This window comes from Pseudomonas campi (assembly GCF_013200955.2).
GTDB lineage: Bacteria > Pseudomonadota > Gammaproteobacteria > Pseudomonadales > Pseudomonadaceae > Aquipseudomonas > Aquipseudomonas campi.
In genome coordinates, this window is sequence record NZ_CP053697.2 from 1,419,688 (window position 1) to 1,442,451 (window position 22,764).

A 22,764-nucleotide genomic window follows, 5' to 3' on the forward strand; every position below is an offset into this window, starting at 1 on the left:
AGCAGAACCGCTTCAGTCCCACACCAGCACCTCGGCCGGGGTCGGGTTCCAGCCGTTGCAGGGGTTGTTCAGTTGCGGGCAGTTGGAGATCAGCACGATGACGTCCATGTGCGCCTTCAATTCCACGTACTTGCCCGGTGCGGAGATGCCGTCCGCGAAGGTCAGGCCGCCCTCTGGCGTCACCGGCACGTTCATGAAGAAGTTGATGTTGGCGCCGATGTCGCGTTTTTCCAGGCGGCCGTCGTGCAGGCTGGCGCGCAGGAAGTTGTCGCGGCAGCTGTGCATGTAGCGCTTGTCCAGCGCGTATCTGACCGTGTTGCTCTCCTGCGCGCAGGCGCCGCCGAGGGTGTCGTGGCGCCCGCAAGTGTCGGCGCTGATGGTCAGCAGCGGGTTGCCCAGGTTGGAGTAGAGGACGGTGCCGGTCGTCAGGTACACGCTGTTCTGTTTGCGCAGGGTGCGTTGCGGATCGTAGCGCTCGCGCGGGTTCTTGGCGCTGAAGAACAGCGTGTCGACCGCCTGGTTGCCTTCCAGGTCGAGCAGGCGCACGGTCTGCCCGGCTTTGACTTCGCAAAGGAACGGCTCGCCGGCGGGGATCTCGTGGCGGTAGACGGCGGCTTCGGGGTGCTTGTCGCTATGGGTAAGAGTCATGCTGGCAGCCCTTAGATATACAGACGTTCGGTGTTGTGGAAGCCGCGGCCGTTTTCCGGGCGCGAGGTGCGGCAGAGCACGCTGATGCCGTCGCTCTCGACCTTGCTCCAGCTCAGCTGCACCGGCTTGGGCGCGTACTGCGGGTTGGGGTCCAGCGGGTGCTGCAGGGCGGTGAGCACCACCAGGCAGTCCATCGGCGCGTACAGCTCGATGTAGTCGCCGGCCTTGGAATTGCCGGGCTCGAAGTGGAAGCGGCCGTCGCCATCGACGCTGACCTTGCTGAACAGGTTGAGCGCCATCAGCAGGTCCTGCAGGTTCAGGTTCCACTTGCCCATTTCCACCAGCAGGTTGTCCACGCCGTTGCGGAAGAAGCCATTGCGCAGTTCCTGGTAACGACCGGCGCCGTACTTCTCCGTCACCTCCGCGGCGTTCAGCACGCCGCCAAAGCTGTCATGCCAGCCGCAGGTGTCGGCGGTGATGGCGGCCAGTACGCGGCCCATGTCCGAGTACAGGCAGTGGCCGGCGGTGAGCTTGGCGGTGTGCTGGCACTTGAGGGTGTCCGGCAGGTTGAGGCGCTCGCTTTTCTCGGCGGCGCTGAGCAGCAGCAGGCTGACGTTGGCGTCGCCTTCGATATCGGTGATGCGCAGCAGCTGGCCGCGCTTGAGGACGAAGGAGGTGTGGCCGCCGCCAGGTACGAGTTCTTCGTACAGGCTGGGGCGCAGGGTCAGGGATGCGGTCATGGTTGCTCCTTACAGGGCCGGTTGCGGGGTGCCGGTGATGTGCGCCGGCAGCGCCTCGACGGCGGCGCGGGTGGCGCGGCGGTCGCTGTTCAGGGGGATGTCGTAGGTGATGCGTGCGCCGAAGGCATTCGGCGCGTGCGGGTCGATACGGGTCTTGTCGAACACCAGCAGGCGGGTGCCGAGGCTGAAGCCTTCGGAGAGGTCATGGGTGACCATAAATACGGTCAGCTTGGTCTCGTTCCACAGCTCCAGCAGCAGGGCGTGCATGTCCTTGCGGATGCCCGGGTCGAGGGCGCCGAACGGCTCGTCGAGCAGCAGCACGCGCGGCTTCATGATCAGCGCCTGGGCGATGGCCAGGCGTTGCTGCATGCCGCCGGAGAGCTGGCTGGGGTATTTGTCCAGGGCTTGGCCGAGGCCGACTTTCCGGAGAATTACCTCGGCCTGGGCGCGGGCGTCGCGTTTGGCGGCGCCGAACAGCCGGCCGAGCAGCGGCGAGCGGGGCAGCTCCAGGCCGATGGCGACGTTGTCCAGCACGGAGAGGTGCGGGAACACCGAGTAGCGCTGGAACACCACGCCGCGGCTGCTATCCGGTTCGCCGGCCAGCGGTTGGCCCGCCAGCAGAATCTCACCGCGGCTGGCACGCTCCTGGCCTAGCAGCAGGCGCAGGAAGGTCGACTTGCCACAGCCGGAAGCGCCGACCAGGGTGCAGAACTCGCCCTCGTTGATCGACAGGTTCAGGCGCTCCAGAACAACTTGGTCGGCGTATTCCTGCCAGACGTTCTTCACCTCGATAAAGGCGCTCATGCTTTCGCTCCTTCATACCAGGGAAAAACAAGTCTGGTGGTCTGCCGCAGGCCCAGGTCCATCAACCAGGCGAGCAGGGTGATCCACACCACGTACGGCAGGATCACGTCCATCGCCATATAGCGGCGCACGAGGAAGATGCGGTAGCCGAGGCCGTCGGTGGCGGCGATGGCTTCGGCGGCGATGAGGAACAGCCAGGCCGAGCCGAGTACCAGGCGCAGGGCGATCAGCAGGCGTGGCAGCAACTGCGGCAGCACCACGCGCAGGATCAGCGTCCAGGTGCTGGCGCCGAGGGTCTGCGCCTTGATCAGGATTTCCTGGGGGATTTCACGGGCACGCTGTTCTAGGTCGCGGGCCAGTACGGGGGTAATGCCGATGACGATCAGCATTACCTTGGATAATTCACCGAGGCCGAAAACGATAAACAGGATCGGCAGGATTGCCAGTGGCGGCACCATCGACAGCACGGTCAGCAGTGGCGACAGCGGCGCGCGAAACAGCGGCAGAATGCCAGCGGCTATCCCTAAGCACAGGCCGACCAGGGCGGCGATGCCGATGCCCATGCCGAGGCGGGCCAGGCTGGCGGCGTTGTCCTGCCAGAACAGGTACTTGCCGCTGCGCTTGTCCTCGGTAAAGGCCAGGCGGTCAATAGCGTCGGCCATCTGGCTGGCGCTGGGCAGCAGCTTGTCGTTGGGGTTGTCCGTCAGCCGCGCCGCCGAGCCCGTGAAGTAGGCGAACAGCAGCAGGGCGAAGGGCAACAGGATCAGCAGCAGGCGGCCGCCGCGGTCCGGGTGTCGGTTGATCAGGCGCATGGATGCATCTCTGAGAGCAGATTCCCTCTCCCCCGGCCCCTCTCCCATGAATGGGAGAGGGGAGGGAAAGCCTTACAACGTGCCGTCGGCCGCCATCTGCATGAACGAAGGATCGAAGCGCAGCTTGAGGTTGGACTTGTCGCCGGTGATCACGTCCTTGGCGAAGCCCATGCCGATGGCGTCGGCACTCTTGGCGCCTTCACCGAGCAGGCCGTGGCTGAAGGAGAACTCGGCCACCTTGGTCATGGTCGCCGGCAGTTTCGGGCTGTTGGCGAAGGCCACGGCATCCTTGGCGCTGTAGAACATCTTGGTCGCCGCCAGTTGCGCTTCGTAACCGGCCAGGTCGGTGCCGGAGGCTTTGGCCATGTGCTCGCGGGCGGCCTTGCCTGCGTCGCTGTCGGCACTCATGGTCGCCATGATTTCGTACCAGGCGCCGGTCAGCGCTTTGCCCAGGGCGGGGTTGTCCTTCAGGGTGTCGCTGTTGACCACCATCAGGTCGATGATTTCGCCAGGGATCTGGCTGGAGTCAAAGACCTTGGTCACGCTCGGTGCGGCTTCGATTTCGGCCAGCAGCGGGTTCCAGGTGGCGACTGCGGTGACGTCATCGGTGGCGAAGGCGGCGACCAGGTCGGCGTCCGAGGTGTTGACCACCTTGAGGTCTTTCTCGCTCAGGTTGGCCTTTTCCAGGCCGCGCGCCAGCAGGTAGTGGGAGACGGAGAGTTCGACCAGGTTGACGTCCTGGCCCTTGAGATCGCCCAGGGTCTTCTTCTCGCCCTTGAGCACGATGCCGTCGTTGCCGTTGGAGAAGTCGCCGATGATCAGCGCGGTGGAGTCGACGCCACCGGCGGCGGGAATGGTCAGGGCATCCATGTTGGTCATGGTGCAGCCGTCGAACTGGCCGGCGGTGTACTGGTTGATCGACTCGACGTAGTCGTTGAGCTGCACCACATCGATGTTGATGTCGTACTTCTTCGCCCACTTGTCGACGATGCCTTCGGCCTGGCCGTATTCCCACGGCATCCAGCCGGCATAGATGGTCCAGCAGACGCTGAAGTCGGTCTTCGGGGCGGCGAGGGCGGGGAAGCTCAGGGCGGCGGACAGGCCGGTAGCGATCAGCGAGGACAGCAGAGACTTGCGCATGGGTAGACCTCCAGTTCTAGGGAATACGGGCAGGAGCAGCGCGGCACGTGCCTGGCTAGCCAGGTGGCGCGTTCTCCCGGGCTTTTATCCCGCCGTGTAACCCCGAACGAGGTCGCCAACTCTCGGACCAGTCACTTGCCGTTCTGTTAAGAGCGGCGAGCCGGAACCCTAGTCAGCCATTGCAAATTGTCGTGCCGCGCCCCTTGCGGGGTGCTTCTGCATGTTTTAGCTAAAGCGAACATCGTGCCAGCTGGCGCAAAGCCCTTGGCTTGGCGCTTTGCGTGGAGAGCGTGGCAGCGGATGGGATCGCTTGTTGCGCCATCCTGGTGCGCAGTGTTCGTTGTTGGTGCCAGGGTTGTGCGTGAGCGTGTGTGCAGTCCCATGCCATGGCGCAACCGTAGTTGCGCCATTCGTGGATAAATCCGCTGCCACAACAGCCTGTCAAAGCTTGGCTTCGGCCGCTTGCTGCATATAGCTGGGGTCGAAGCGCAGCTTGATCTGCGCCGGGTTGCCCAGTACGCGGTTGCCACTGAAGCTGATTCCGAGCAAATCCAGGCCATTACCCTGGTTGCCGAGCAGGTGATGGGCGTCGGCGAACTGGGCAACCCGCTCCATCATTAGAGGCATCTTCTCGCTGCTGGCGAAGGCGTGCGCCGAGCGGGGTGAGTAGAAGGAGCGGATGGTCTTCAGTTGCAGGTCGAAGTCTTCCAGGGTGGTGTCGGCGGCGTTTGCCATCTGCGTGCGGGCGGCCTTGCCTTCGGCGGTCGGCATGCCCATCAGGCGCATGCCTTCGTACCAGGCGCCGGTCAGCGCCTTGCCCAGTTCCGGGTGCTCGGTCAGGGTGGCGCTGTTGATCACCAGCAGGTCGAGGATTTCGCCGGGGATATGGTGCGAGCTGAACACCTGGGTGGTGTCGCCGTCCTGGCGCAGGTCGGAGAGGATCGGGTTCCAGGTCACCACTGCATCCCCTTTACCGCTACGCCAGACCTGGGCCAGGTCCTTGTCCGAGACGTTCTCGATGATCACATCGCTTTCCTGCAGGTGCGCCCATTCCAGCGCGCGGCCGAGCAGGTAGTGGGATACCGAGTTTTCCACCAGCAGGATGGTCTTGCCCTTGAGGTCCTTGATGTCGCGATTGCCGCCACGCACCAGGATGCCGTCGGCGCCGGCGGAGAAGTCACCGACGATCAGAGCGGTGGAGTCGACCCCGGCCGCAGCCGGAATGGTCAATGCGTCCATATTGGTCATGGCGCAGGCGGCGTAGTCGCCTTTGGTGTATTGCTCGATGGAGGCGACGTAGTCCGGCACCTGCTCGACCTCGATCTGGATGCCGTACTGTTTTGCCCACTTGTCGATGATGCCCTGTTCGGCCATCTGCCCCCAGAGCATCCAGCCGGCGTAGATCGACCAGCAGACCTTGAACTTGGGGGTTTCCGCGCTGGCGCCGAGTGGTTGCAGGAGGAGCAGGGCGAGCAGACTGGGGAGCAGGACGCGTAGTGACATGGAAGACCTCAGGCGGATTAACGAAAGGCGCACGGGACGGCGGCAATCATGTGCTGCGCGTTCTCCCGGGCTTTTGTCCCGCCGTGTAACCCCGATCGAGGTCGCCGACTCTCGGACCAGTCACTTGCCGCTCTGTGCAGAGGGGCGAGCCGGAACCCTAGTCAACCATTGTGTTGCGGTATTGAGGCGACTCCATGTGCCGCGGCAATCCTGTGCAGCGGCTGCTTAGCGAATGGCGTGCCAACCTGTGAAATAGCCTTGCGGATGTGAGCGGGGTCTCGTTATGACGCATCGAGTTGTGGCGGTAGGCACCGTAATAGAGCGGTTTGTGGATCATTTCAGTGCGCCAGGGCTGGACATGCGTGGATACAACTTATCGAGCCGGAGGTCACTGCACTTCAGTGCTGGGGGCGTGGTCAAACACAGTGGGAGCAATCCCAGGTGCCGACATTCGTCGTCGCCGTCCCAGCGGTCGAAGGAGGCCGCCATGTCCAGTCGATCAATCCTATGTGCAGTATTGGGCCTGACCTTGAGTGGTTGTGCCGTTTCGGATGATGGACGCTACTACGGTGGTTATTCCGGCGGCAGTAGCTATCACGTGCAGCGTTATGAGGTGTATCCGGCGTACCCCACGTACCGGGTTTACCGCTATGAGGATGACCGCCGTTACAACTGGCACCACGATCGCTATCAGGAGCGCCGCCACCATCACTATGCGCCGGGTTACGACGGGCGCTACGGCTGGCAGGGGCATGATCGTCGCCATGACCGCCGCGATGAACACCGTGGCCAGGAGCATGCGCGGCCGGTACCGAATGTCCATGGCTACAGGCCCTCGCGCCACGATGACAACCGCTACCAGCAGCGCGAGTACGGACGTAATCAGGTGCTCTCGCTTCCGCAGCCCGGCAAGCATTACCAGATCCAGCGTGAGGATCGACCGCGCCATCAGCAGCGTCATGACGAGAAAGAAAAGCGTCGAGAGCGCAATTAGCGTGGTCAATGGATGCGCATGAAAAAGCCGGTCTGCCAAATGGCAGGCCGGCTTTCTTTTGGCCACCTTGCGCTGGTTTATTCGCTAGAGGATGACCTTGTCGCGCAGCTTTTCGGCGGCATGGTTGAGCGCCTGGATGACTTTTTCCTTGTCGTAGTTCTGGATGCCGTTGGTATCCAGGTACATGGAGAAGCCGGGTAGTTCGTGTTCGACATAGCTGGACTTGGCGCCCAGGTCGCGGCGGAAGTCCACCACCTCGTAGATTTGCACCGGGCGGCTGAAGCCCTTGACCGTGATCTGGCCCTTGTCGCGGCACATGATCACGTCCTTGATCAGCGAGTAGGTCTCGTGGGAGATCAGGATCTCGCCGGCTTCGGCCGAGCTTTCCAGGCGGCTGGCCAGGTTCACTTCGCGACCGATGATGGTGTAGTCCATGCGCGTGTCGGCGCCGAAGTTGCCCACCGTGCAGTAGCCGGTGTTGAGGCCCATGCGGATTTCCAGCGGCTTGGTGATGCCCTGGGCACGCCACTGCTGGCGCAGCACTTTCATGTGCTTGCGCATGGCGATGGCCATGGACACGGCGTTGACGGCGTCCTGCTTGGCGCCCAGGGTCTTGGGGTCGCCGAAGAACACTAGGACGCTGTCGCCGACGAACTTGTCGATGGTGCCGCCGTACTTCAGGGCGATTTTCGACATTTCGTTGAGGTAGGTGTTGAGCAGGTCGGTGAGCTGCTCGGCTTCCAGCTCTTCGGACAGCTCGGTGAAGCCTTTGATGTCGGAGAAGAACACGGTGAGTTTCTTGCGCTGGGTTTCCAGGCGCACGTGCTTCTTGCCGCTGAAGATCATTTCCCAGACCTGCGGCGACAGGTACTTGGCCAGGTTGCGTGCCAGGCGGGCGGCTTTTTCCTGCTCCTTCTTGATCTCGCTGCGCACCAGGGTCAGGCGCTGGCCCTGGGCATGCACGAAGAAGGCGGTGATGCAGATATACAGAGTGGTCAGCAGGATGCTGACCATGGCCACCAGGATCGGCGTGGCCGCATTGATTTGCGGGTGCAGCAGGGCTGTGCACAGGGCCATGCTGCCAGCGGCGATCAGCAGGACCAGGCCCATGTGGCGCAGACCGCCGGAGATCAGTGCACTGAAACTGAGAGTCAGCAGGATCATCAGCCCCGGCACCACCGAGAAACCCATCAGCACGGCCGCCGTACCCGCATGGACGGCGTCGATGAACAGCAAGCCGAGGTGCGTCTGTTGTGGGTAGTCCTGCTTGAAGCGGTTGCCCAGGTGATGAGCCAGATGCGGGTAGAGCAGGGCGTAGGGCACCATCCACAGGATGTCGTAGGCGAAGTGCTGGGCGTAGGTGCCGGCGGCGATGCTGGCGGCGGAGGCGATGTAGGCCAGCACGCGTGAGTAGTATTCGCGCAGCAACGGGGCGGACTGAACCTGGGCAGGTGACTTCATGAAGTGAAACGATCCCCGATATTTTTCTGACGCTTCTAGTCGAGCGTTCAGAGGGTTTGCAAAACCTGAGCCAGTGGTATGGCAGGTGGGGGATCATAACCAAGCGTATGCTCGACGGCCAAGTACGACCGCCGAATGGTGATTTTCGGTGCTCGCCTGGTTCAGCTGGCCGCAGGCCGCATGGCGGCTTTGTAGATGGATTGCCGTGGCTGGGCGAAGACCCGGCGCAACATGGGCTCGAAGAACGCCAACGGCAGGGTTTCGCCTTGCGGATCAAAGGCGGCGGCGTCGTAACGGGCGCAGAACTCGATGGTGCGCTGGTACTGCGGATGGTCCTTGAACTGCTCGCGCAGGTGCCGATCCAGGCCCAAATGGTGGAAGAAATAGTAGCCCTGGAAGATCCCGTGCTTCTCCACCATCCACAGGTTTTCCGCGCTGACGAAGGGCTTGAGGATGGCGGCGGCGATATCCGGGTGGTTGTAGCTGCCGAGGGTGTCGCCGATGTCGTGGAGCAGGGCGCAGACCACGTACTCCTCATCCTCGCCGGCGCGGTGGGCCAGGGTGGCGGCCTGCAGCGAGTGGGTCAGACGATCCACCGGAAAACCGCCGAAGTCGCCATCCAGCAGCTTGAGGTGGCTCAGAATGCGATCCGGCAGGTGGGCGGCGTAGTGGGCGAAATCCTCGGCGATGATGGCCCAGTCCTCGGCCTGGCCGTCTTCCATGTGGGTGAAGCGGGCGCGGCTGTTCATCAGGTCGGTCTCGTTCTTGTTGTTGCCGATGATGGCTTGATCAGAAGCGGATGCGCCCGGTGCAGGCATCCTTGAGCATCACCCAGTCGCCCATCAGGCTGTACAACGGGTACTGGAAGGTGGCGGGGCGGTTCTTCTCGAACACGAAGTGGCCAACCCAGGCAAAGCCATAGCCCGCGACCGGCAGGGCCAGCAGCCAGAGCCATTGCTGGGTCAGCAGGCTGTAACCGAGGATGGCAAGGACCAGCAGGCTGCCGACATAGTGCAGACGCCGGCAGATATCGTTGCTGTGCTCCTGCAGGTAATAGGGATAGAACTCGGCAAAGCTCTGATAGCGTTCGGTGGGTGCGGCGCTCATGGCGTACCTCCTGTCATTGTCGACGGACAGTGTAGGGTGGCTGTCTTCTGCGGCCAGTGACATACAGTGCCAGTTTAGTATCCTTGCGCCGCCAGCCTGCGCTTGAACAGAACAAGAATCAGCCTATGAGCGAACGTACCACTTCATCCAGTTGGGCTTCCGGCATTGTTGCGGCGCTGGAGCTTGGCGGTGTTGACTGCCGCAGCCTGTTTGTCCGCCTGGGCATGGAGTACGCGGCGCTCAGCGATGCCGATGCGCGCTTCCCGCAGGATGGCATGACCCGCCTGTGGCACCTGGCCGTGGAAGCCTCCGGCAATCCGGCGATCGGTCTGAACATGGCGAAGACCCTGCGTCCGTCGTCGTTCAACGTGGTGGGTTATGCGGTGATGTCCAGCCGCAATCTGCAGGAGGGTTTCACCCGTCTGGTGCGCTATCAGCGGATCATCGGCGAGGGCGCCGACCTCAGTTTCCACCCCACGCCGGAAGGCTACGAGATCGTTCTGGCCATCCACGGCGATCGCCTGCCTTCCGCAAGCCAGAGTGCCGAAGCGTCGCTGGCGTATTCCCTGGCGTTCTGTCGTTGGCTTACCGGCAAACTACTGAGTCCGCGTCTGGCCAGCTTCATGGGGCCGGCACCCGTGGATATGCAACCCTACCGTGAAGTATTCCAGTGCCCGCTGAAGTTCAACGCCGAGCACTATGCGCTGTTGTTCGAGCGGGCCGACCTGGATGCGCCGCTGCCTTCGGCCAACGAGGCGCTGGCGCAGCTGCATGACCGCTTCGCCGGCGATTATCTGGCGCGTTTCTCGGGCAGTCGGGTAACCCACCAGGTGCGTCAGGTGCTGTGCCGCCTGTTGCCGCAGGGCGAGCCCAAGCGCGAGACCGTGGCGCAGGCCCTGTTGCTGTCCGAACGGACCTTGCAGCGCCGCTTGCAGGATGAAGGCACCAGCTATCAGCAGCTGCTCGACGACACGCGCCGTGAACTGGCTGGCCAGTATCTGGCCCAGCCCAACCTGACCCTGCTGGAGATTTCCTATCTGCTCGGCTTCGCCGACCCGAGCAATTTCTTCCGCGCATTCCGCCGCTGGTTTGACGTCACGCCAGGTGAGTATCGCGCGCGGTTGTAGGGTGTGATCCAGCCGGCAGCGTTGCGCTGATCGGCTGTCAGCCCTCTGCGTCAGGCGCAGAGGGCTATCCACTCAGCCGACGGTTACCTGCGGCATGGCCGGCATGGTTACGGTCTGTTCGGCGCGCGGGGCGAGCACTTCGGCTTCGCCATCGACCACTTGTTCAGCGTTCTGGTTGAACACCCGGGTAGCCAGGCGCACGCGGCCCTTGGGCAGCTTTTCCAGCACTTCCAGTTTTACCGTCAGGGTGTCGCCCAGCTTCACCGGGCGGGTGAACTTGAGCTGCTGGCCGAGGTAGATGGTGCCCGGCCCGGGCAGGCGGCAGGCAATGGCCGCGCTGATCAGTGCGCCGCTGAACATGCCGTGGGCGATACGTTCCTTGAACATCGTTTCAGCGGCAAAGGCGGCGTCCAGGTGCACGGGGTTGTTGTCGCCGGATACGGCGGCGAACAGCTGGATATCACGTTCTGAAACTGTCTTGTCGAAACTGGCCTGCTGGCCGACTTCGAGGGCGTCGTAGGGGATGTTGGTTACCTGGGTCATGCGGGCTCCTTGACAGGTGTGGGGCAGGTTCGGCTGCGGGCCAGGGCCGCGTTCAGCCAGTCGTGCAGATGGCGGGTCACTTCGTCGCGATTGCTCTCGTTGAGCATCTCGTGGCGTCCGTCCGGGTAAATCTGCAGTTGCACGTCCTTGATACCGGCCGCGCGCAGGGCGCCGGCCAGATCGGCAAGACGCTTGCCTTGGCTGACCGGGTCACGCGAGCCGCCGGTGACCAGCAGCGGCAGGTCGCTGTCGATCTGCGCCAGGTTGTCGACCTGGCTGATGTGCTGCATGCCACCGAGCAGGTCGATCCACAGCTGGTTGCTGCAGGGGTGGCCGCAGAGTGGGTCGTGGACGTACTTGTCGACTTCCGCCGGGTCGCGGCTGAGCCAGTCGAAGGCCGTGCGGTTGGGCTTGAAGGCCTTGTTGAACGAGCCGAAGGAAAGGAAGTCGATCAGCTTGCTGTGGCCACCCGGCCCCTGACGCCAGCGCTCGGCACGGGCGATCAGGCTGGCCAGTTTGTACAGCCCCGGCGACTGGTAGTTGGAACCGGACAGGATGGCGCCCTGCAGGCTGCAGCTGTGCTGCATCAGGTAGGCCTGGCCGATGTAGCTGCCCATGCTGTGTGCCAGCAGAAAGATCGGCGCTTGCGGGTGCTGTTGGCGGATATGGTGATTGAGGCTGGCCAGGTCGCCAACCACCTTGCTCCAGCCGTCGGCATCGGCGTAATGGCCGAGGACGCCGCGTTCGGCGGTGCGGCCGTGGCCGCGTTGGTCGAGGGCGTACACGGCAAAACGGTCGGCGACCAGGCTCTCGGCCAGGCGGGCATAGCGGGCGCTGTGTTCGGCCATGCCATGGGCGATCATCACCACGGCCTTGGGTGAGCTCTCGCTATACCAGTGGTTGACCAGCAGGGCGGTGCCGTCCGTGGCGTTGAGCCAGAAGTCTTGGTGCTGCATGGCGGGTCCTTGTGCCCAGGATGTCGCGGCATTGTGCACGGGCTTGGCGGGGCAGGCCAAGTACTGTTCAGCGCACTGGATTGGCGTATCGCTGGAGAATGCGGGTGTACTCGCCGCTGCTGTGCAGTTCGGCCAGGCCGCGGGCGAAGATGGCTGCCCAGTCCGGTTGCCCGGGCTTCTGGGCGGTGAAGCCGACAAATAGCGGAATCCGCTCCAGGGCTGGCTCCTGCCAGCGCAGGCGGCCGCGCAAGGCGGCATCCTGGTTGATCAGGTAGTCGCCGACGGTACGTTCCAGCAACACCAGATCGAAACGCCGCGCCGCCAGTTTGCGCAGGTTGCTGATGTCATCCACGGCTTCTTCGGCGGTGAAACCCGAGCGCAGCAGGTGGGGTGGATAGCCATAGCCACGCACGATGCCGACGCGGCGGCCGCGCAATTCGCTCAGGTTTTGATAGAGCACCGGTTTGCTCTTGCGCACGAAGAAGCCCAGCTGGCTGTAGAACAGCGGGCGCGAGGCGATCAACTGCTCCTCGACGATCTCCTGCGGCCACAAGGCCAGCGCGCCCTGGTAATTGCCATTGCGCAGGTCGGCACGTACCCGTGCCCAGGGCAGGAAATCCACCTGCGCGACATGCCCCTGGGTGGCGAAGGCGCGTACGCTCAGCTCGACGATGCTGCCTCCGGCCGGCAACCCCTGCGAACTGTATGGTGGGTATTCCAGGGTGGCCAGGCGCAGTTCTGCCGCCAGAGGCAGGCTCAGGCACAGGGTGAACGCTAAGGTAGACAGGCTCAGACGCATGGGGGCGGGTCGGGATGACAGGCTATTAGCTATAGCTCAATAGAATAGGGTCTGTTCCCGTTTCGTTCGCGAACCGCGTTGCTGCGCAAAATCGTGCCAGGCTAGGCGTGGGACGCAGGCAATGGTCATTCCCTTGGCAAGTCCCGCAACGACGCATGGCGCGATTTTTCGCGCAACCCGCAGGGGCGGGCCCGTTTTTACGCGGAACGTCGTTACTCGACGGCTCATTTGGACGACCAAACCTCGCGTCCCGCGCCTAGCTCCGCGCAAAAGCGGGCTCCGTCGCGGCCGTGAACGAAACGGGAACAGACCCTAGGGATCGGCCTGCAATCATTGACAAGATTCATACGGTCAATGAGTCGTGTGTGGGTATTTGCCTGCGCCCCTGGAGCTGTTAAGTTCCGGGGCAGCCCGGTCGATGTGTGTGGCCGGATAGGATTTTCAGGTCAAGGGGAATAACAACAATGCAACCTGATTTTTGGGACGACAAGCGCCCGGCCGGGGTATCCAATCAACTCGATCTTTCCACCTACCGTTCGGTGGTCGAAGTGTTCGAGCGTTCCTGCAAGAAATTCGCTGACCGCCCGGCGTTCAGCAACCTGGGTGTCACGCTGACCTATGCCGAGCTGGAGCGCCATTCAGCGGCGTTCGCCGCCTGGTTGCAGAAAAACACCGACCTCAAGCCCGGCGACCGCATCGCCGTGCAGATGCCCAATATCCTGCAGTACCCGATTGCCGTGTTCGGCGCCATGCGCGCCGGCCTGATCGTGGTCAACACCAACCCGTTGTACACCGTGCGCGAGATGCGCCATCAGTTCAATGACGCCGGTGTGCGTGCCCTGGTCTACCTCAATACCTTCGGCAAATCGGTGCAGGACGTGTTGCCCGATACCCCGATCGAGTACCTGATCGAAGCGCGCATGGGCGACATGATGCCGAGCCTCAAGGGCTGGCTGGTCAATACCCTGGTGAAGAAGGTCAAGAAGCTGGTGCCGGACTACAGCCTGCCGCAGGCGCTGTCGTTCAAAGACGTGCTGCGCAACGGTCGCGGGCATGCCTTGAAGCCAGTCAAGGTCGCTTTCGACGATGTCGCCGTGCTGCAGTACACCGGTGGCACCACGGGTGTGGCCAAGGGCGCCATGCTGACCCACGGCAACCTGATCGCCAACATGCAGCAGGTGCATAACTGCCTGCAGCAGACGACTGAGGATGGCCAGCCGCTGATGAAGGAGGGCGGCGAGATCATGATCGCGCCGCTGCCGCTCTACCATATCTATGCCTTCACCGCGAACTGCATGTGCATGATGGTCAGCGGCAACCACAACGTGCTGATCACCAATCCGCGCGACATTCCGGGCTTCGTCAAGGAACTGGGCAAGTGGCAGTTCTCCGCGTTTCTGGGTCTCAACACCCTGTTCGTTGCGCTGATGGACAACCCCGAATTCAAGAACCTGGATTTCTCCCGTCTCAAACTGACCAACTCCGGCGGCACTGCACTGGTCAAGGCCACGGCCGAGCGCTGGCAGCAGATGACCGGTTGCTCTATTGTCGAAGGCTACGGCCTCACCGAAACCGCGCCGGTCGCCACCACCAACTGCTACGGCAAGCTGGCGCGCCTGGGTACGGTAGGCATTCCGGTGGCCGGCACGGCACTCAAGGTGATCGACGACGACGGCGTCGAACAAGCGATTGGTGAGCGTGGCGAGCTGTGCATCAAGGGCCCGCAAGTGATGAAAGGCTACTGGCAACGTCCGGAAGCCACCGCTGAGGTACTGGATGCCGAAGGCTGGTTCAAGACCGGTGACGTGGCGGTGATCGACCCTGATGGCTATGTACGCATCGTCGACCGCAAGAAGGACATGATCATCGTCTCCGGCTTCAACGTGTACCCCAACGAGATCGAGGACGTGGTCATGGCTCATCCGAAGGTCGCCAGCTGCGCGGTCATCGGTGTGCCGGATGAGAAATCCGGCGAAGCGGTCAAGCTGTTCGTCGTGCCGCGTGAGGGCGGCGTCAGCGTGGAAGAGCTGAAGGCCTTCTGCCGGGAGAACTTCACCGGCTACAAGGTACCCAAGCACATCGTCTTCAGGGACGCCTTGCCGATGACACCGGTCGGCAAGATTCTTCGTCGCGAACTGCGCGATATCGCCTAAAAGCCCTATGCTGCCTGCTGTCCGGAGAAGTTTTCCGGATAGTCAAGAAAATGACCACTCAACGTTGAGTGGTCATTTTTATGACCGTTCGGGGCAGGTTTGGTGCTAGTCGGTGTTTGGCAAAGCTGCTACTCTCGGCCCGATTTTTTGCCGACCCGTCGGCGAAAACGCACACCAATCACAAAAAATAACCGCCATTGCGCGGTGTTAATAAGCTGTTGCTCAGGAGTAGGCTTTTCATGACCGAAAACTTCTGGAAGGACAAGTACCCTGTCGGGATCGCTGCCGAGATCGATGCCGACCAGTACCCCAATATTCAGACCGTACTGAAACAGTCCTGCCAACGCTTTGCCGACAAGCCTGCGTTCAGCAACCTGGGCAAGACACTCACCTACGGTGAGTTGTACGAGTTGTCCGGCGCCTTTGCCGCCTATCTGCAGAATCACACCGACCTCCAGCCCGGCGACCGCATCGCCGTGCAGCTGCCCAACGTCCTGCAATACCCTGTCGTGGTATTCGGCGCCATGCGTGCCGGCCTGGTGGTGGTCAACACCAACCCGCTGTACACCGCGCGGGAGATGGAACACCAGTTCAACGACTCCGGCGCCAAGGCCCTGGTCTGCCTGGCCAACATGGCCCACCTGGCCGAGGAAGTGCTGCCCAAGACCGGCATCAAGCACGTGGTGGTCACCGAAGTCGCCGACATGCTGCCGCTGCTCAAGCGCACCCTGGTCAACTTCGTCGTCAAGCATGTGAAGAAGATGGTCCCGGCCTACAACCTGCCGCAGGCCGTTACGATCAACCAGGCTCTGGCCAAGGGTCGTGGCAAGCCGGTCAAGGAAGCCAGCCCGCACAACGGCGACGTCGCCGTGCTGCAGTACACCGGCGGCACCACCGGCGTGGCCAAAGGCGCGATGCTGACCCACCGCAACCTGATCGCCAACATGCTGCAATCCAAGGAACTGATGGGCTCCAACCTCAACGAAGGTTGCGAGATCGTCATCTGCCCGCTGCCGCTGTACCACATCTACGCCTTCACCTTCCATTGCATGGCGATGATGCTCACCGGCAACCACAACATCCTGATCACCAACCCGCGCGACCTGCCGGGTACCGTGAAGGAACTGGGCAACTGGAAGTTCAGCGCCTTCGTCGGCCTCAACACCCTGTTCGTCGCCCTGTGCAACAGCGAAGACTTCCGCAAGCTGGACTTCTCCGCGCTGAAGCTGACCCTGTCCGGTGGCATGGCCCTGCAGCTGGCTGCCGCCGAGCGCTGGAAAGCTGTGACCGGCTGTGCCATCTGCGAAGGTTACGGCATGACCGAAACCAGCCCGGTGGTATCGGTCAACCCGTTCCAGAACATCCAGATCGGCACCATCGGTATTCCGGTGCCGTCGACCCTGTGCAAGGTCATCGACGACGCTGGCAACGATCTGCCGATCGGCGAGCGTGGCGAACTGTGTGTCAAGGGCCCGCAAGTGATGAAGGGCTACTGGCAGCGCCAGGAAGCTACCGACGAGATGCTCGACAAGGACGGCTGGCTGAAGACCGGCGACATCGCCGTGATCCAGGATGACGGTTTCATGCGCATCGTCGACCGCAAGAAGGACATGATTCTGGTGTCTGGCTTCAACGTCTACCCGAACGAGCTGGAAGACGTGCTGGTGACCCTGCCGGGCGTGCTGCTGTGCGCAGCCATCGGCGTGCCAGATGAGAAGTCCGGTGAAGCGATCAAGGTCTTCGTGGTGGTCAAGCCGGGTGAAAGCCTGACCAAGGAGCAGGTGATGGAGCACATGCGTGCCAACCTCACCGGCTACAAGGTGCCTCGCACTGTCGAGTTCCGCGACAGCCTGCCGACCACCAACGTCGGCAAGATCCTGCGCCGCGAACTGCGTGACGAAGAGCTGAAGAAGATCGCCGCCAAGGCCTGATGCCTGCGCTGCAATGACAAAGCCCCGCTTCGGCGGGGCTTTGTCGTTTCTGCGGGGTGTTTTGCCAGCGTAGGGTGCGCCGTACGCACCGGGCATTACGCGCGCAGCTGGTGCGCACGGCGCACGCTACGTCATGCCATTCGCTCAGAGCTTAAGCTTGCCCACCGCCTTACCCAGTGCGTCGGCCAGGCCGACCAGTTCGGCGCTGGTGCTGGCGGAGGCCAGGGTCTGTTGTACGGTCTGCTCGGTGACATCGCGGATGCCGACCACCGAGCGGGTCATTTCCTCGGCGACCTGGCTCTGCTGCTCGGCGGCCACGGCGATCTGCGTGTTGCTCTGGCGCATCAGTGCCACCGCCTGGGCGATGTGGCTCAGGGCTTCGCCGGCGGCGCCGGCTTCCTGCACGCAATGGTCAGCCTTCAGTGAGCTTTCCCGCATGAACTCCACGGCATCGCGGCTGGCCGCTTGCAGGTTGCTGATCATGCGGGTGATCTCGTCGGTGGAGTCCTGCACGCGCTTGGCCAGGTTGCGCACTTCGTCGGCGACCACGGCGAAGCCGCGGCCCATCTCGCCGGCCCGCGCTGCCTCGATGGCGGCGTTGAGGGCGAGCAGGTTGGTCTGTTCGGCGATGCCGTGGATCACGTTGACCATGCCGCCGATGGTCTGGCTGTCCTCGGCCAGTTTCTGAATCATCTCGGCGGTCTGCTGCACGCCCTGCGACAGGTTGGCGATGGCGCCGCTGGCGCGCTCGACGACCTGGATGCCGATACCGCTGAGGCGATCTGCCTCGGTGGACTGGTCGCGGGTATCGGCGGCGTGCTGGGCGATGTGATGCACGGTGGCAGACATCTCGTTGATCGCCGTGGCGGCCTGGTCGGTCTCGCTCTGTTGGCCCAGCATGCCGCTGCGTACCTGGGTCATGCTCGCTTCCAGGCGCTTGGCGCCTTCGTCCAGACTGGCGGCGGCCTGGGCCACGGTGGCGACGATGCGCTGATAGCCTGCCTGCATGGCGTTGAAGGCGTTGGCCATCTGGCCGACTTCGTCCTGGCTGTCGATCTGCGCGCGAGCGGACAGGTCACCGCTGCGCTCGACGTGCAGCATGGTGTCCTTGAGGGTGTGCAGATGGCTGAGGATAAAGTGGATCAGCAGCTGCGACGCGCCTAGCAGCAACAGCATCAACACGGCTACGGCCAGGGCGTAGGCGCTGGCACGTTCGCCGAATATCTGCCACAGGCTCGGCGCGCGGGCCAGCACGGCCAGGCGCTGGCCTTCGGTGCTGTCCTGCAGCCAGGCGCCGACCAGCGGCTGCTCGCCCCAGAGTTGGTCGCCGTCTAGCTCGACCCAGCCACGGGCCGTGGCCAGGCCAGCCGTATCGACGCCAGGTATGACAGGCTGGCTGTCGCGGCTGAAGTACAACAGATCCTTGTCTACCGGCTGGCGGCTGCCCTGTGGCCAACTGACCAGCAGGGCAGCGCGGGCCTGGGCGGCCTCGCGGGCGGTATCGATGCGCCCGGCCTGTTCCTGCTGCATGGCGAACAGCACCAGCAGCAGGGTGGTGGCGAAGGCGACCAGGTTGACCGCCCAGAACTTGTACTTCAGCGAGAGATTGCGGATCAGCGCGCCCATGATGACCTTCTACTGCAGCTTGGCTGGCATTTGGCCATGCAGTTTGCCGCAGGCGCGCCCGGCGCCTGTTGATCCTGGTCAAGGTTGTGGCGCGGGCTGGGCAAGCCCCGACCGGGCTGCGACAATCCCGTCCCTGTATTTTCGTCTGCCAATCGTGCAGCCACGCCGTTCGCGAGCAGCGCTCGCTTCTGAAAGTTTTCTATGACCGACGCCATTCCCGCCCGTGATCCGCTGCTGAACAACCTCGACCAGGCCCTGCTGGCCGACCGTCATCGCCTGCGCCGCCAGCTGCACGAGTTGCGCAAACAGCCGGACGAAGCCAAGCAGGCGCAGTGGCTGGAGCGCTTCCAGGCCTCCGTGGCCAAGGTCGAGGCGCGCAAGCGCAGCGTGCCGGTGATGCGCTACGACGACAACCTGCCGATCGCCGCCAAGCGTGACGAGATCAAGGCCGCGCTGGAGAAGCACCAGGTGCTGGTGATCGCCGGCGAAACCGGCTCGGGCAAGACCACCCAGCTGCCGAAGATCTGTCTGGAAATCGGCCGTGGCGTGCACGGCCTGATCGGCCACACCCAGCCGCGCCGCCTAGCGGCGCGCAGTGTCGCCACCCGAGTGGCCGAGGAGATCGGCACGCCGCTGGGCGAGCTGGTCGGCTACCAGGTGCGCTTCGAGGACCAGAGCAAGGACAGCAGCCTGATCAAGCTGATGACCGACGGCATCCTGCTGGCCGAGACCCAGCACGACCGTTACCTGGAAAAGTACGACACCATCATCGTCGACGAGGCCCACGAGCGTTCGCTGAACATCGACTTCCTGCTCGGCTACCTGAAGACCCTGCTGCCGCGTCGTCCGGATCTGAAAGTCATCATCACCTCGGCGACCATCGACCTGGAACGCTTCTCCAAGCACTTCAATGATGCGCCAATTGTCGAGGTCTCCGGGCGCACCTATCCGGTGGACACCTGGTACCGCCCGCTGGCTGGCGAAGTGGACGAGGAGGGCGAGAGCCTGCTCGACGACCTCACCGTCGACCAGGGCATCCTCGCTGCGCTGGATGAGATCGCCGCCCATGAGAGGGCTGAGGGCAAGCGCCCCGGCGACGTGCTGATCTTCCTCCCCGGCGAGCGCGAGATCCGCGACGCCGCCGAGGTACTGCGCAAGGCCAACCTGCGCTTCACCGAAGTACTGCCGCTGTACGCGCGGCTGACTCCGGCTGAGCAGCAGAAGATTTTCGCGCCCATGAGTGGGCGCAAGATCGTCCTTGCCACCAACGTCGCGGAAACCTCGCTGACCGTGCCGGGCATCCGCTACGTGATCGACTCCGGCACGGCACGGATCAGCCGCTACAGCTACCGCGCCAAGGTCCAGCGCCTGCCCATCGAGGCCATCTCCCAGGCCAGCGCCAACCAGCGCAAGGGCCGTTGCGGGCGGGTCGAGCCAGGCATCTGCGTGCGCCTGTACAGCGAGGAGGATTTCCTCGGCCGCCCGGCCTTCACCGATCCGGAAATCCTGCGTACCAACCTGGCCGCGGTGATCCTGCAGATGCTCCATCTGCGCCTGGGCACCATCGAGGACTTCCCCTTTATCGAGCCGCCAGATGGCAAGGCCATCAGCGACGGCTTCAACCTGCTGCAGGAGCTCTCGGCGGTCAACCGCGAGGGCCAGCTGACGCCGCTCGGCCGCCAGCTGGCACGCCTGCCCATCGACCCGCGCCTGGGCCGCATGGTGCTGGAAGCGGCCAAGCTCGGCAGCCTGGACGAGATCCTCATAGTTGCCAGTGCGCTGTCCGTACAGGATCCGCGCGAGCGGCCGATGGACCGCCAGCAGGCCGCCGACCAGGCCCATGCGCAGTGGAAGGACGTCGATTCCGACTTCGCCGCGCTGATCAACCTGTGGCGCGGCTTCGAGGAGAAACGCCAGGAGCTGGGCAGCAGCCCCCTGCGCAACTGGTGCAAGAAGAACTTCCTCAACTACATGCGCCTGCGCGAATGGCGCGACTCGCACCGCCAGCTGGTGCTGATCGCCCGCGAGCTGCAGTTGTCCGCAGGCAACCGCGAACTGGGTAGGAGCGAGCTTGCTCGCGATCAGCGTGGTGTCGGTCAGGCACCGAGCGGGCAGGATCGCCAGCAAGCTGGCTCCTACAAAAAATCGGAGCGTGGCGAGACGCTGCAACCGACCACCGACACCAAGGTCAATGTGATCCTTCGCGAGCAGGCCGAGGCCAGCGAAGCGGCGCAGCGGGCCAAGGGCTACGCCGCCGTACACAAGGCGATCCTCAGCGGCCTGCTCAGTCAGATCGGCCAGAAGACCGAGGACGGCGACTACCTCGGCGCGCGCCAGCGGCGTTTCTGGATTCACCCCTCCTCGGTGATCGGGCGCAAGAAGCCGACCTGGGTGATGGCCGCCGAACTGGTGGAGACCACCAAGCTGTTCGCCCGCCAGGTGGCCAAGATCGAGCCGGACTGGATCGAGCCGCTGGCCGGCCACCTGATCAAGAAGAACCACTTCGAGCCGCACTGGGAGAAGAAGCGCGGCCAGGTGGTGGCCTTCGAGCAGGTCACCCTGTACGGCATGATCGTGGTCGGTCGGCGCCCGGTGCACTATGGCCCGGTCGATCCGGTGGCCTCGCGCGAGCTGTTCATCCGCGAAGGCCTGGTGCGCGGCGAGATCAACAGCCGCGCCAAATGCCTGAGCGCCAACCGCCTGCTGCTGGAAAAGCTCGACGAACTGGAAGCCAAGGCGCGGCGCCGCGACATCCTCGCCGACGAGGAAACCCTGTTCGCCTACTACGAGGCGCGCATTCCGGCGGAGATCAACCAGGCCGCCACTTTCGAACACTGGTACAAGAGCGAGAGCGCGAAGAATCCGCAGTTGCTGATCATGCGCGAGGAAGACGTGCTGGCCCGTGATGCCAAGGAAGTCACTGCCCAGCAGTACCCGGACATCCTGCACATCGGCGAGCTGCAACTGCCGCTGACCTACCACTTCGAGCCCAATCACCCACGCGACGGCGTGACCCTGCGCGTGCCGGCGCCGCTGTTGCCGCAACTGCCGCCCGAGCGCCTGGAATGGCTGGTGCCCGGCCTGCTGGAAGCCAAGGCCATCGCCCTGGTGCGCAACTTGCCCAAGGCGCTGCGCAAGAACTTCGTACCGGTGCCGGACTTCGTCGGCGCGGCGCTGAGCAAGCTCACCTTCGCCCAGGGCAGCCTGGCGGAAAACCTCGGCCGCGAACTGACGCGCATGACCGGCGCGCGGGTGTCCGAGGAAGCCTGGAGCGAGGCCGCCACGCAGGTCGACAGCCACCTGAAGATGAACCTGGAAGTGGTCGACGCCAAGGGCAAGTTCCTCGGCGAAGGCCGTGACCTGGCCGAGCTGTGCGCGCGTTTTGCCGAAGCCAGCCAGGCCGCCCTGGCCATTCCGCAGAGCGACAAGGCGCAGCAACCGGTGCAGGCCAAGGCCTTCGCCGAAGTCGCCGAGAAGACCCAGCAGAAGATCGCCGGGCTCTCCATGACCGTATTCCCGGCGCTGGTGGAAGAGGGCGGGGTGGTCAAGGAAGGCCGCTTCCCGACCCAGGCCGATGCCGACTACCAGCATCGCCGCGCCCTGCAGAAACTATTGCTGCAACAGCTCAACGAGCCCGCCAAGTTCCTGCGTAACAAGTTACCGGGGCTGACCGAGCTGGGCCTGCTGTATCGCGACATGGGCCGGGTCGAGGCACTGGTCGAGGACATCCTGCTGGCCAGTCTCGACAGTTGCATCCTCGATGGCGAAGCGATCCTGCCACGCGATGGTGCTGCGCTGGCCGCCCTGGCCGAGAAAAAGCGCGGCGCCTGGGCCGACCACGCCGAGCGCCTGGCCAAGCTGACCCTGGAAATCCTTAAGCTGTGGCACGGCCTGCAGAAGCGCTTCAAGGGCAAGATCGACCTGGCCCAGGCCATGGCGCTGAACGACATCAAGCTGCAACTGAGCAACCTGGTGTACCCGGGCTTCGTCCGCGAAATCCCGGCCGAGTGGCTCAAGGAAGTACCGCGCTACCTCAAGGCCATCGAACAGCGCCTGGACAAGATCGGCAGCCAGGTGCAGCGCGACCGCGTCTGGGCGGGCGAGCTGGCCGGCTACTGGGAGCAGTACCAGGCACGCCTGGGTAAACACGGCCAGGAAGGCAAGCGCGATGCGCAGTTGCAGCTGTATCGCTGGATGCTGGAGGAATATCGTGTGTCGCTGTTCGCCCAGCAGCTGGGGACCAGGATGGCGGTATCGGACAAGCGCTTGAGCAAGCAGTGGAGCGCGGTGGAGGCCTGAGAAGCTGTTTGCGGTCTTCTGGGCATCGTCATAGCGGTGTCCAAGCTAGCTGCAGCCTGCTCTTGCCCCCTCTCCCGTTTACGGGAGAGGGCTGGGGAGAGGGGCGTTTCCGCGATCCGAA

18 protein-coding genes and 2 riboswitches are annotated in these 22,764 nt (G+C 63.6%); of the genes, 5 read left to right on the forward strand and 13 right to left on the reverse strand.

Annotated elements, in window-relative coordinates; genetic code table 11:
• Positions 1-12: 12 nt before the first annotated feature.
• The 6 genes from HNE05_RS06485 to HNE05_RS06510 form a co-directional block, all read right to left on the reverse strand.
• A complete protein-coding gene (locus HNE05_RS06485; RefSeq protein WP_173204536.1) occupies positions 13-648 on the reverse strand; it encodes an urea amidolyase associated protein UAAP2 in 636 nt (211 codons plus the stop codon).
• An 11-nt stretch (positions 649-659) separates the two neighbouring features.
• Positions 660-1,388 (reverse strand): urea amidolyase associated protein UAAP1, encoded by a 729-nt coding sequence (locus HNE05_RS06490; RefSeq protein ID WP_173204539.1) that lies wholly within the window; start codon positions 1,386-1,388, stop codon positions 660-662.
• 9 nt (positions 1,389-1,397) lie between these two features.
• On the reverse strand, positions 1,398-2,192 hold the full coding sequence (locus tag HNE05_RS06495) for an ABC transporter ATP-binding protein (protein ID WP_173204542.1): 795 nt from the start codon (positions 2,190-2,192) through the stop codon (positions 1,398-1,400).
• Positions 2,189-3,004, reverse strand: coding sequence for an ABC transporter permease (locus HNE05_RS06500; RefSeq protein WP_173204545.1), 816 nt, complete (start codon positions 3,002-3,004; stop codon positions 2,189-2,191). Before HNE05_RS06500 ends, HNE05_RS06495 begins: the two co-directional genes overlap by 4 nt.
• A 72-nt stretch (positions 3,005-3,076) precedes the next feature.
• The gene (locus HNE05_RS06505) at positions 3,077-4,144 is read right to left on the reverse strand and encodes a putative urea ABC transporter substrate-binding protein (RefSeq protein ID WP_173204548.1); all 1,068 of its coding nucleotides are present in this window, start codon (positions 4,142-4,144) and stop codon (positions 3,077-3,079) included.
• A gap of 71 nt (positions 4,145-4,215) precedes the next feature.
• Positions 4,216-4,327, reverse strand: a riboswitch (guanidine-I (ykkC/yxkD leader).
• A 258-nt stretch (positions 4,328-4,585) separates the two neighbouring features.
• Positions 4,586-5,647: a putative urea ABC transporter substrate-binding protein gene (locus HNE05_RS06510; protein WP_173204551.1), complete on the reverse strand. Its 1,062-nt coding sequence runs from the start codon at positions 5,645-5,647 to the stop codon at positions 4,586-4,588.
• Between the two features lie 60 nt (positions 5,648-5,707).
• Positions 5,708-5,819: riboswitch (guanidine-I (ykkC/yxkD leader) on the reverse strand.
• A gap of 315 nt (positions 5,820-6,134) precedes the next feature.
• On the opposite strand from HNE05_RS06510, the gene HNE05_RS06515 reads away from it, so the two are divergent.
• Positions 6,135-6,641: a hypothetical protein gene (locus HNE05_RS06515; RefSeq protein ID WP_173204554.1), complete on the forward strand. Its 507-nt coding sequence runs from the start codon at positions 6,135-6,137 to the stop codon at positions 6,639-6,641.
• 84 nt (positions 6,642-6,725) lie between these two features.
• On the opposite strand, the gene HNE05_RS06520 is transcribed toward HNE05_RS06515, so the two are convergent.
• From HNE05_RS06520 to HNE05_RS06530, 3 genes are all read right to left on the reverse strand, one after another.
• Complete coding sequence (locus tag HNE05_RS06520; RefSeq protein ID WP_173204557.1) at positions 6,726-8,102, reverse strand: adenylate/guanylate cyclase domain-containing protein; 1,377 nt, start codon at positions 8,100-8,102, stop codon at positions 6,726-6,728.
• A gap of 161 nt (positions 8,103-8,263) precedes the next feature.
• On the reverse strand, positions 8,264-8,851 hold the full coding sequence (locus tag HNE05_RS06525; RefSeq protein ID WP_173204560.1) for an HD domain-containing protein: 588 nt from the start codon (positions 8,849-8,851) through the stop codon (positions 8,264-8,266).
• A gap of 40 nt (positions 8,852-8,891) precedes the next feature.
• Complete coding sequence (locus HNE05_RS06530; protein WP_173204564.1) at positions 8,892-9,209, reverse strand: Mpo1-like protein; 318 nt, start codon at positions 9,207-9,209, stop codon at positions 8,892-8,894.
• A gap of 125 nt (positions 9,210-9,334) precedes the next feature.
• Here HNE05_RS06530 and HNE05_RS06535 point away from each other — a divergent pair, with 125 nt between their 5' ends.
• On the forward strand, positions 9,335-10,336 hold the full coding sequence (locus tag HNE05_RS06535; protein WP_173204568.1) for an AraC family transcriptional regulator: 1,002 nt from the start codon (positions 9,335-9,337) through the stop codon (positions 10,334-10,336).
• A gap of 72 nt (positions 10,337-10,408) precedes the next feature.
• Here HNE05_RS06535 and HNE05_RS06540 read toward each other — a convergent pair whose 3' ends face one another.
• The 3 genes from HNE05_RS06540 to HNE05_RS06550 form a co-directional block, all read right to left on the reverse strand.
• The gene (locus HNE05_RS06540; protein WP_173204571.1) at positions 10,409-10,879 is read right to left on the reverse strand and encodes a MaoC family dehydratase; all 471 of its coding nucleotides are present in this window, start codon (positions 10,877-10,879) and stop codon (positions 10,409-10,411) included.
• Complete coding sequence (locus HNE05_RS06545) at positions 10,876-11,835, reverse strand: alpha/beta hydrolase (RefSeq protein ID WP_173204574.1); 960 nt, start codon at positions 11,833-11,835, stop codon at positions 10,876-10,878. The genes HNE05_RS06540 and HNE05_RS06545 overlap by 4 nt, the downstream gene beginning before the upstream one ends.
• A gap of 67 nt (positions 11,836-11,902) precedes the next feature.
• Positions 11,903-12,634 (reverse strand): substrate-binding periplasmic protein, encoded by a 732-nt coding sequence (locus HNE05_RS06550; RefSeq protein WP_173204577.1) that lies wholly within the window; start codon positions 12,632-12,634, stop codon positions 11,903-11,905.
• A 464-nt stretch (positions 12,635-13,098) separates the two neighbouring features.
• On the opposite strand from HNE05_RS06550, the gene fadD2 reads away from it, so the two are divergent.
• Positions 13,099-14,787, forward strand: coding sequence for a long-chain-fatty-acid--CoA ligase FadD2 (fadD2, locus tag HNE05_RS06555; RefSeq protein WP_173204580.1), 1,689 nt, complete (start codon positions 13,099-13,101; stop codon positions 14,785-14,787).
• Between the two features lie 239 nt (positions 14,788-15,026).
• Entirely contained in the window at positions 15,027-16,718 is a 1,692-nt protein-coding gene (fadD1, locus tag HNE05_RS06560; protein WP_173204582.1) for a long-chain-fatty-acid--CoA ligase FadD1, read from the forward strand.
• A 144-nt stretch (positions 16,719-16,862) separates the two neighbouring features.
• Here the strand turns inward: fadD1 and HNE05_RS06565 are convergent, their stop codons facing one another.
• Entirely contained in the window at positions 16,863-18,344 is a 1,482-nt protein-coding gene (locus HNE05_RS06565) for a methyl-accepting chemotaxis protein (protein ID WP_173204584.1), read from the reverse strand.
• 201 nt (positions 18,345-18,545) lie between these two features.
• Here HNE05_RS06565 and hrpA point away from each other — a divergent pair, with 201 nt between their 5' ends.
• The gene (gene hrpA, locus HNE05_RS06570; protein ID WP_173204587.1) at positions 18,546-22,643 is read left to right on the forward strand and encodes an ATP-dependent RNA helicase HrpA; all 4,098 of its coding nucleotides are present in this window, start codon (positions 18,546-18,548) and stop codon (positions 22,641-22,643) included.
• The last annotated feature ends 121 nt before the right edge of the window (positions 22,644-22,764 follow it).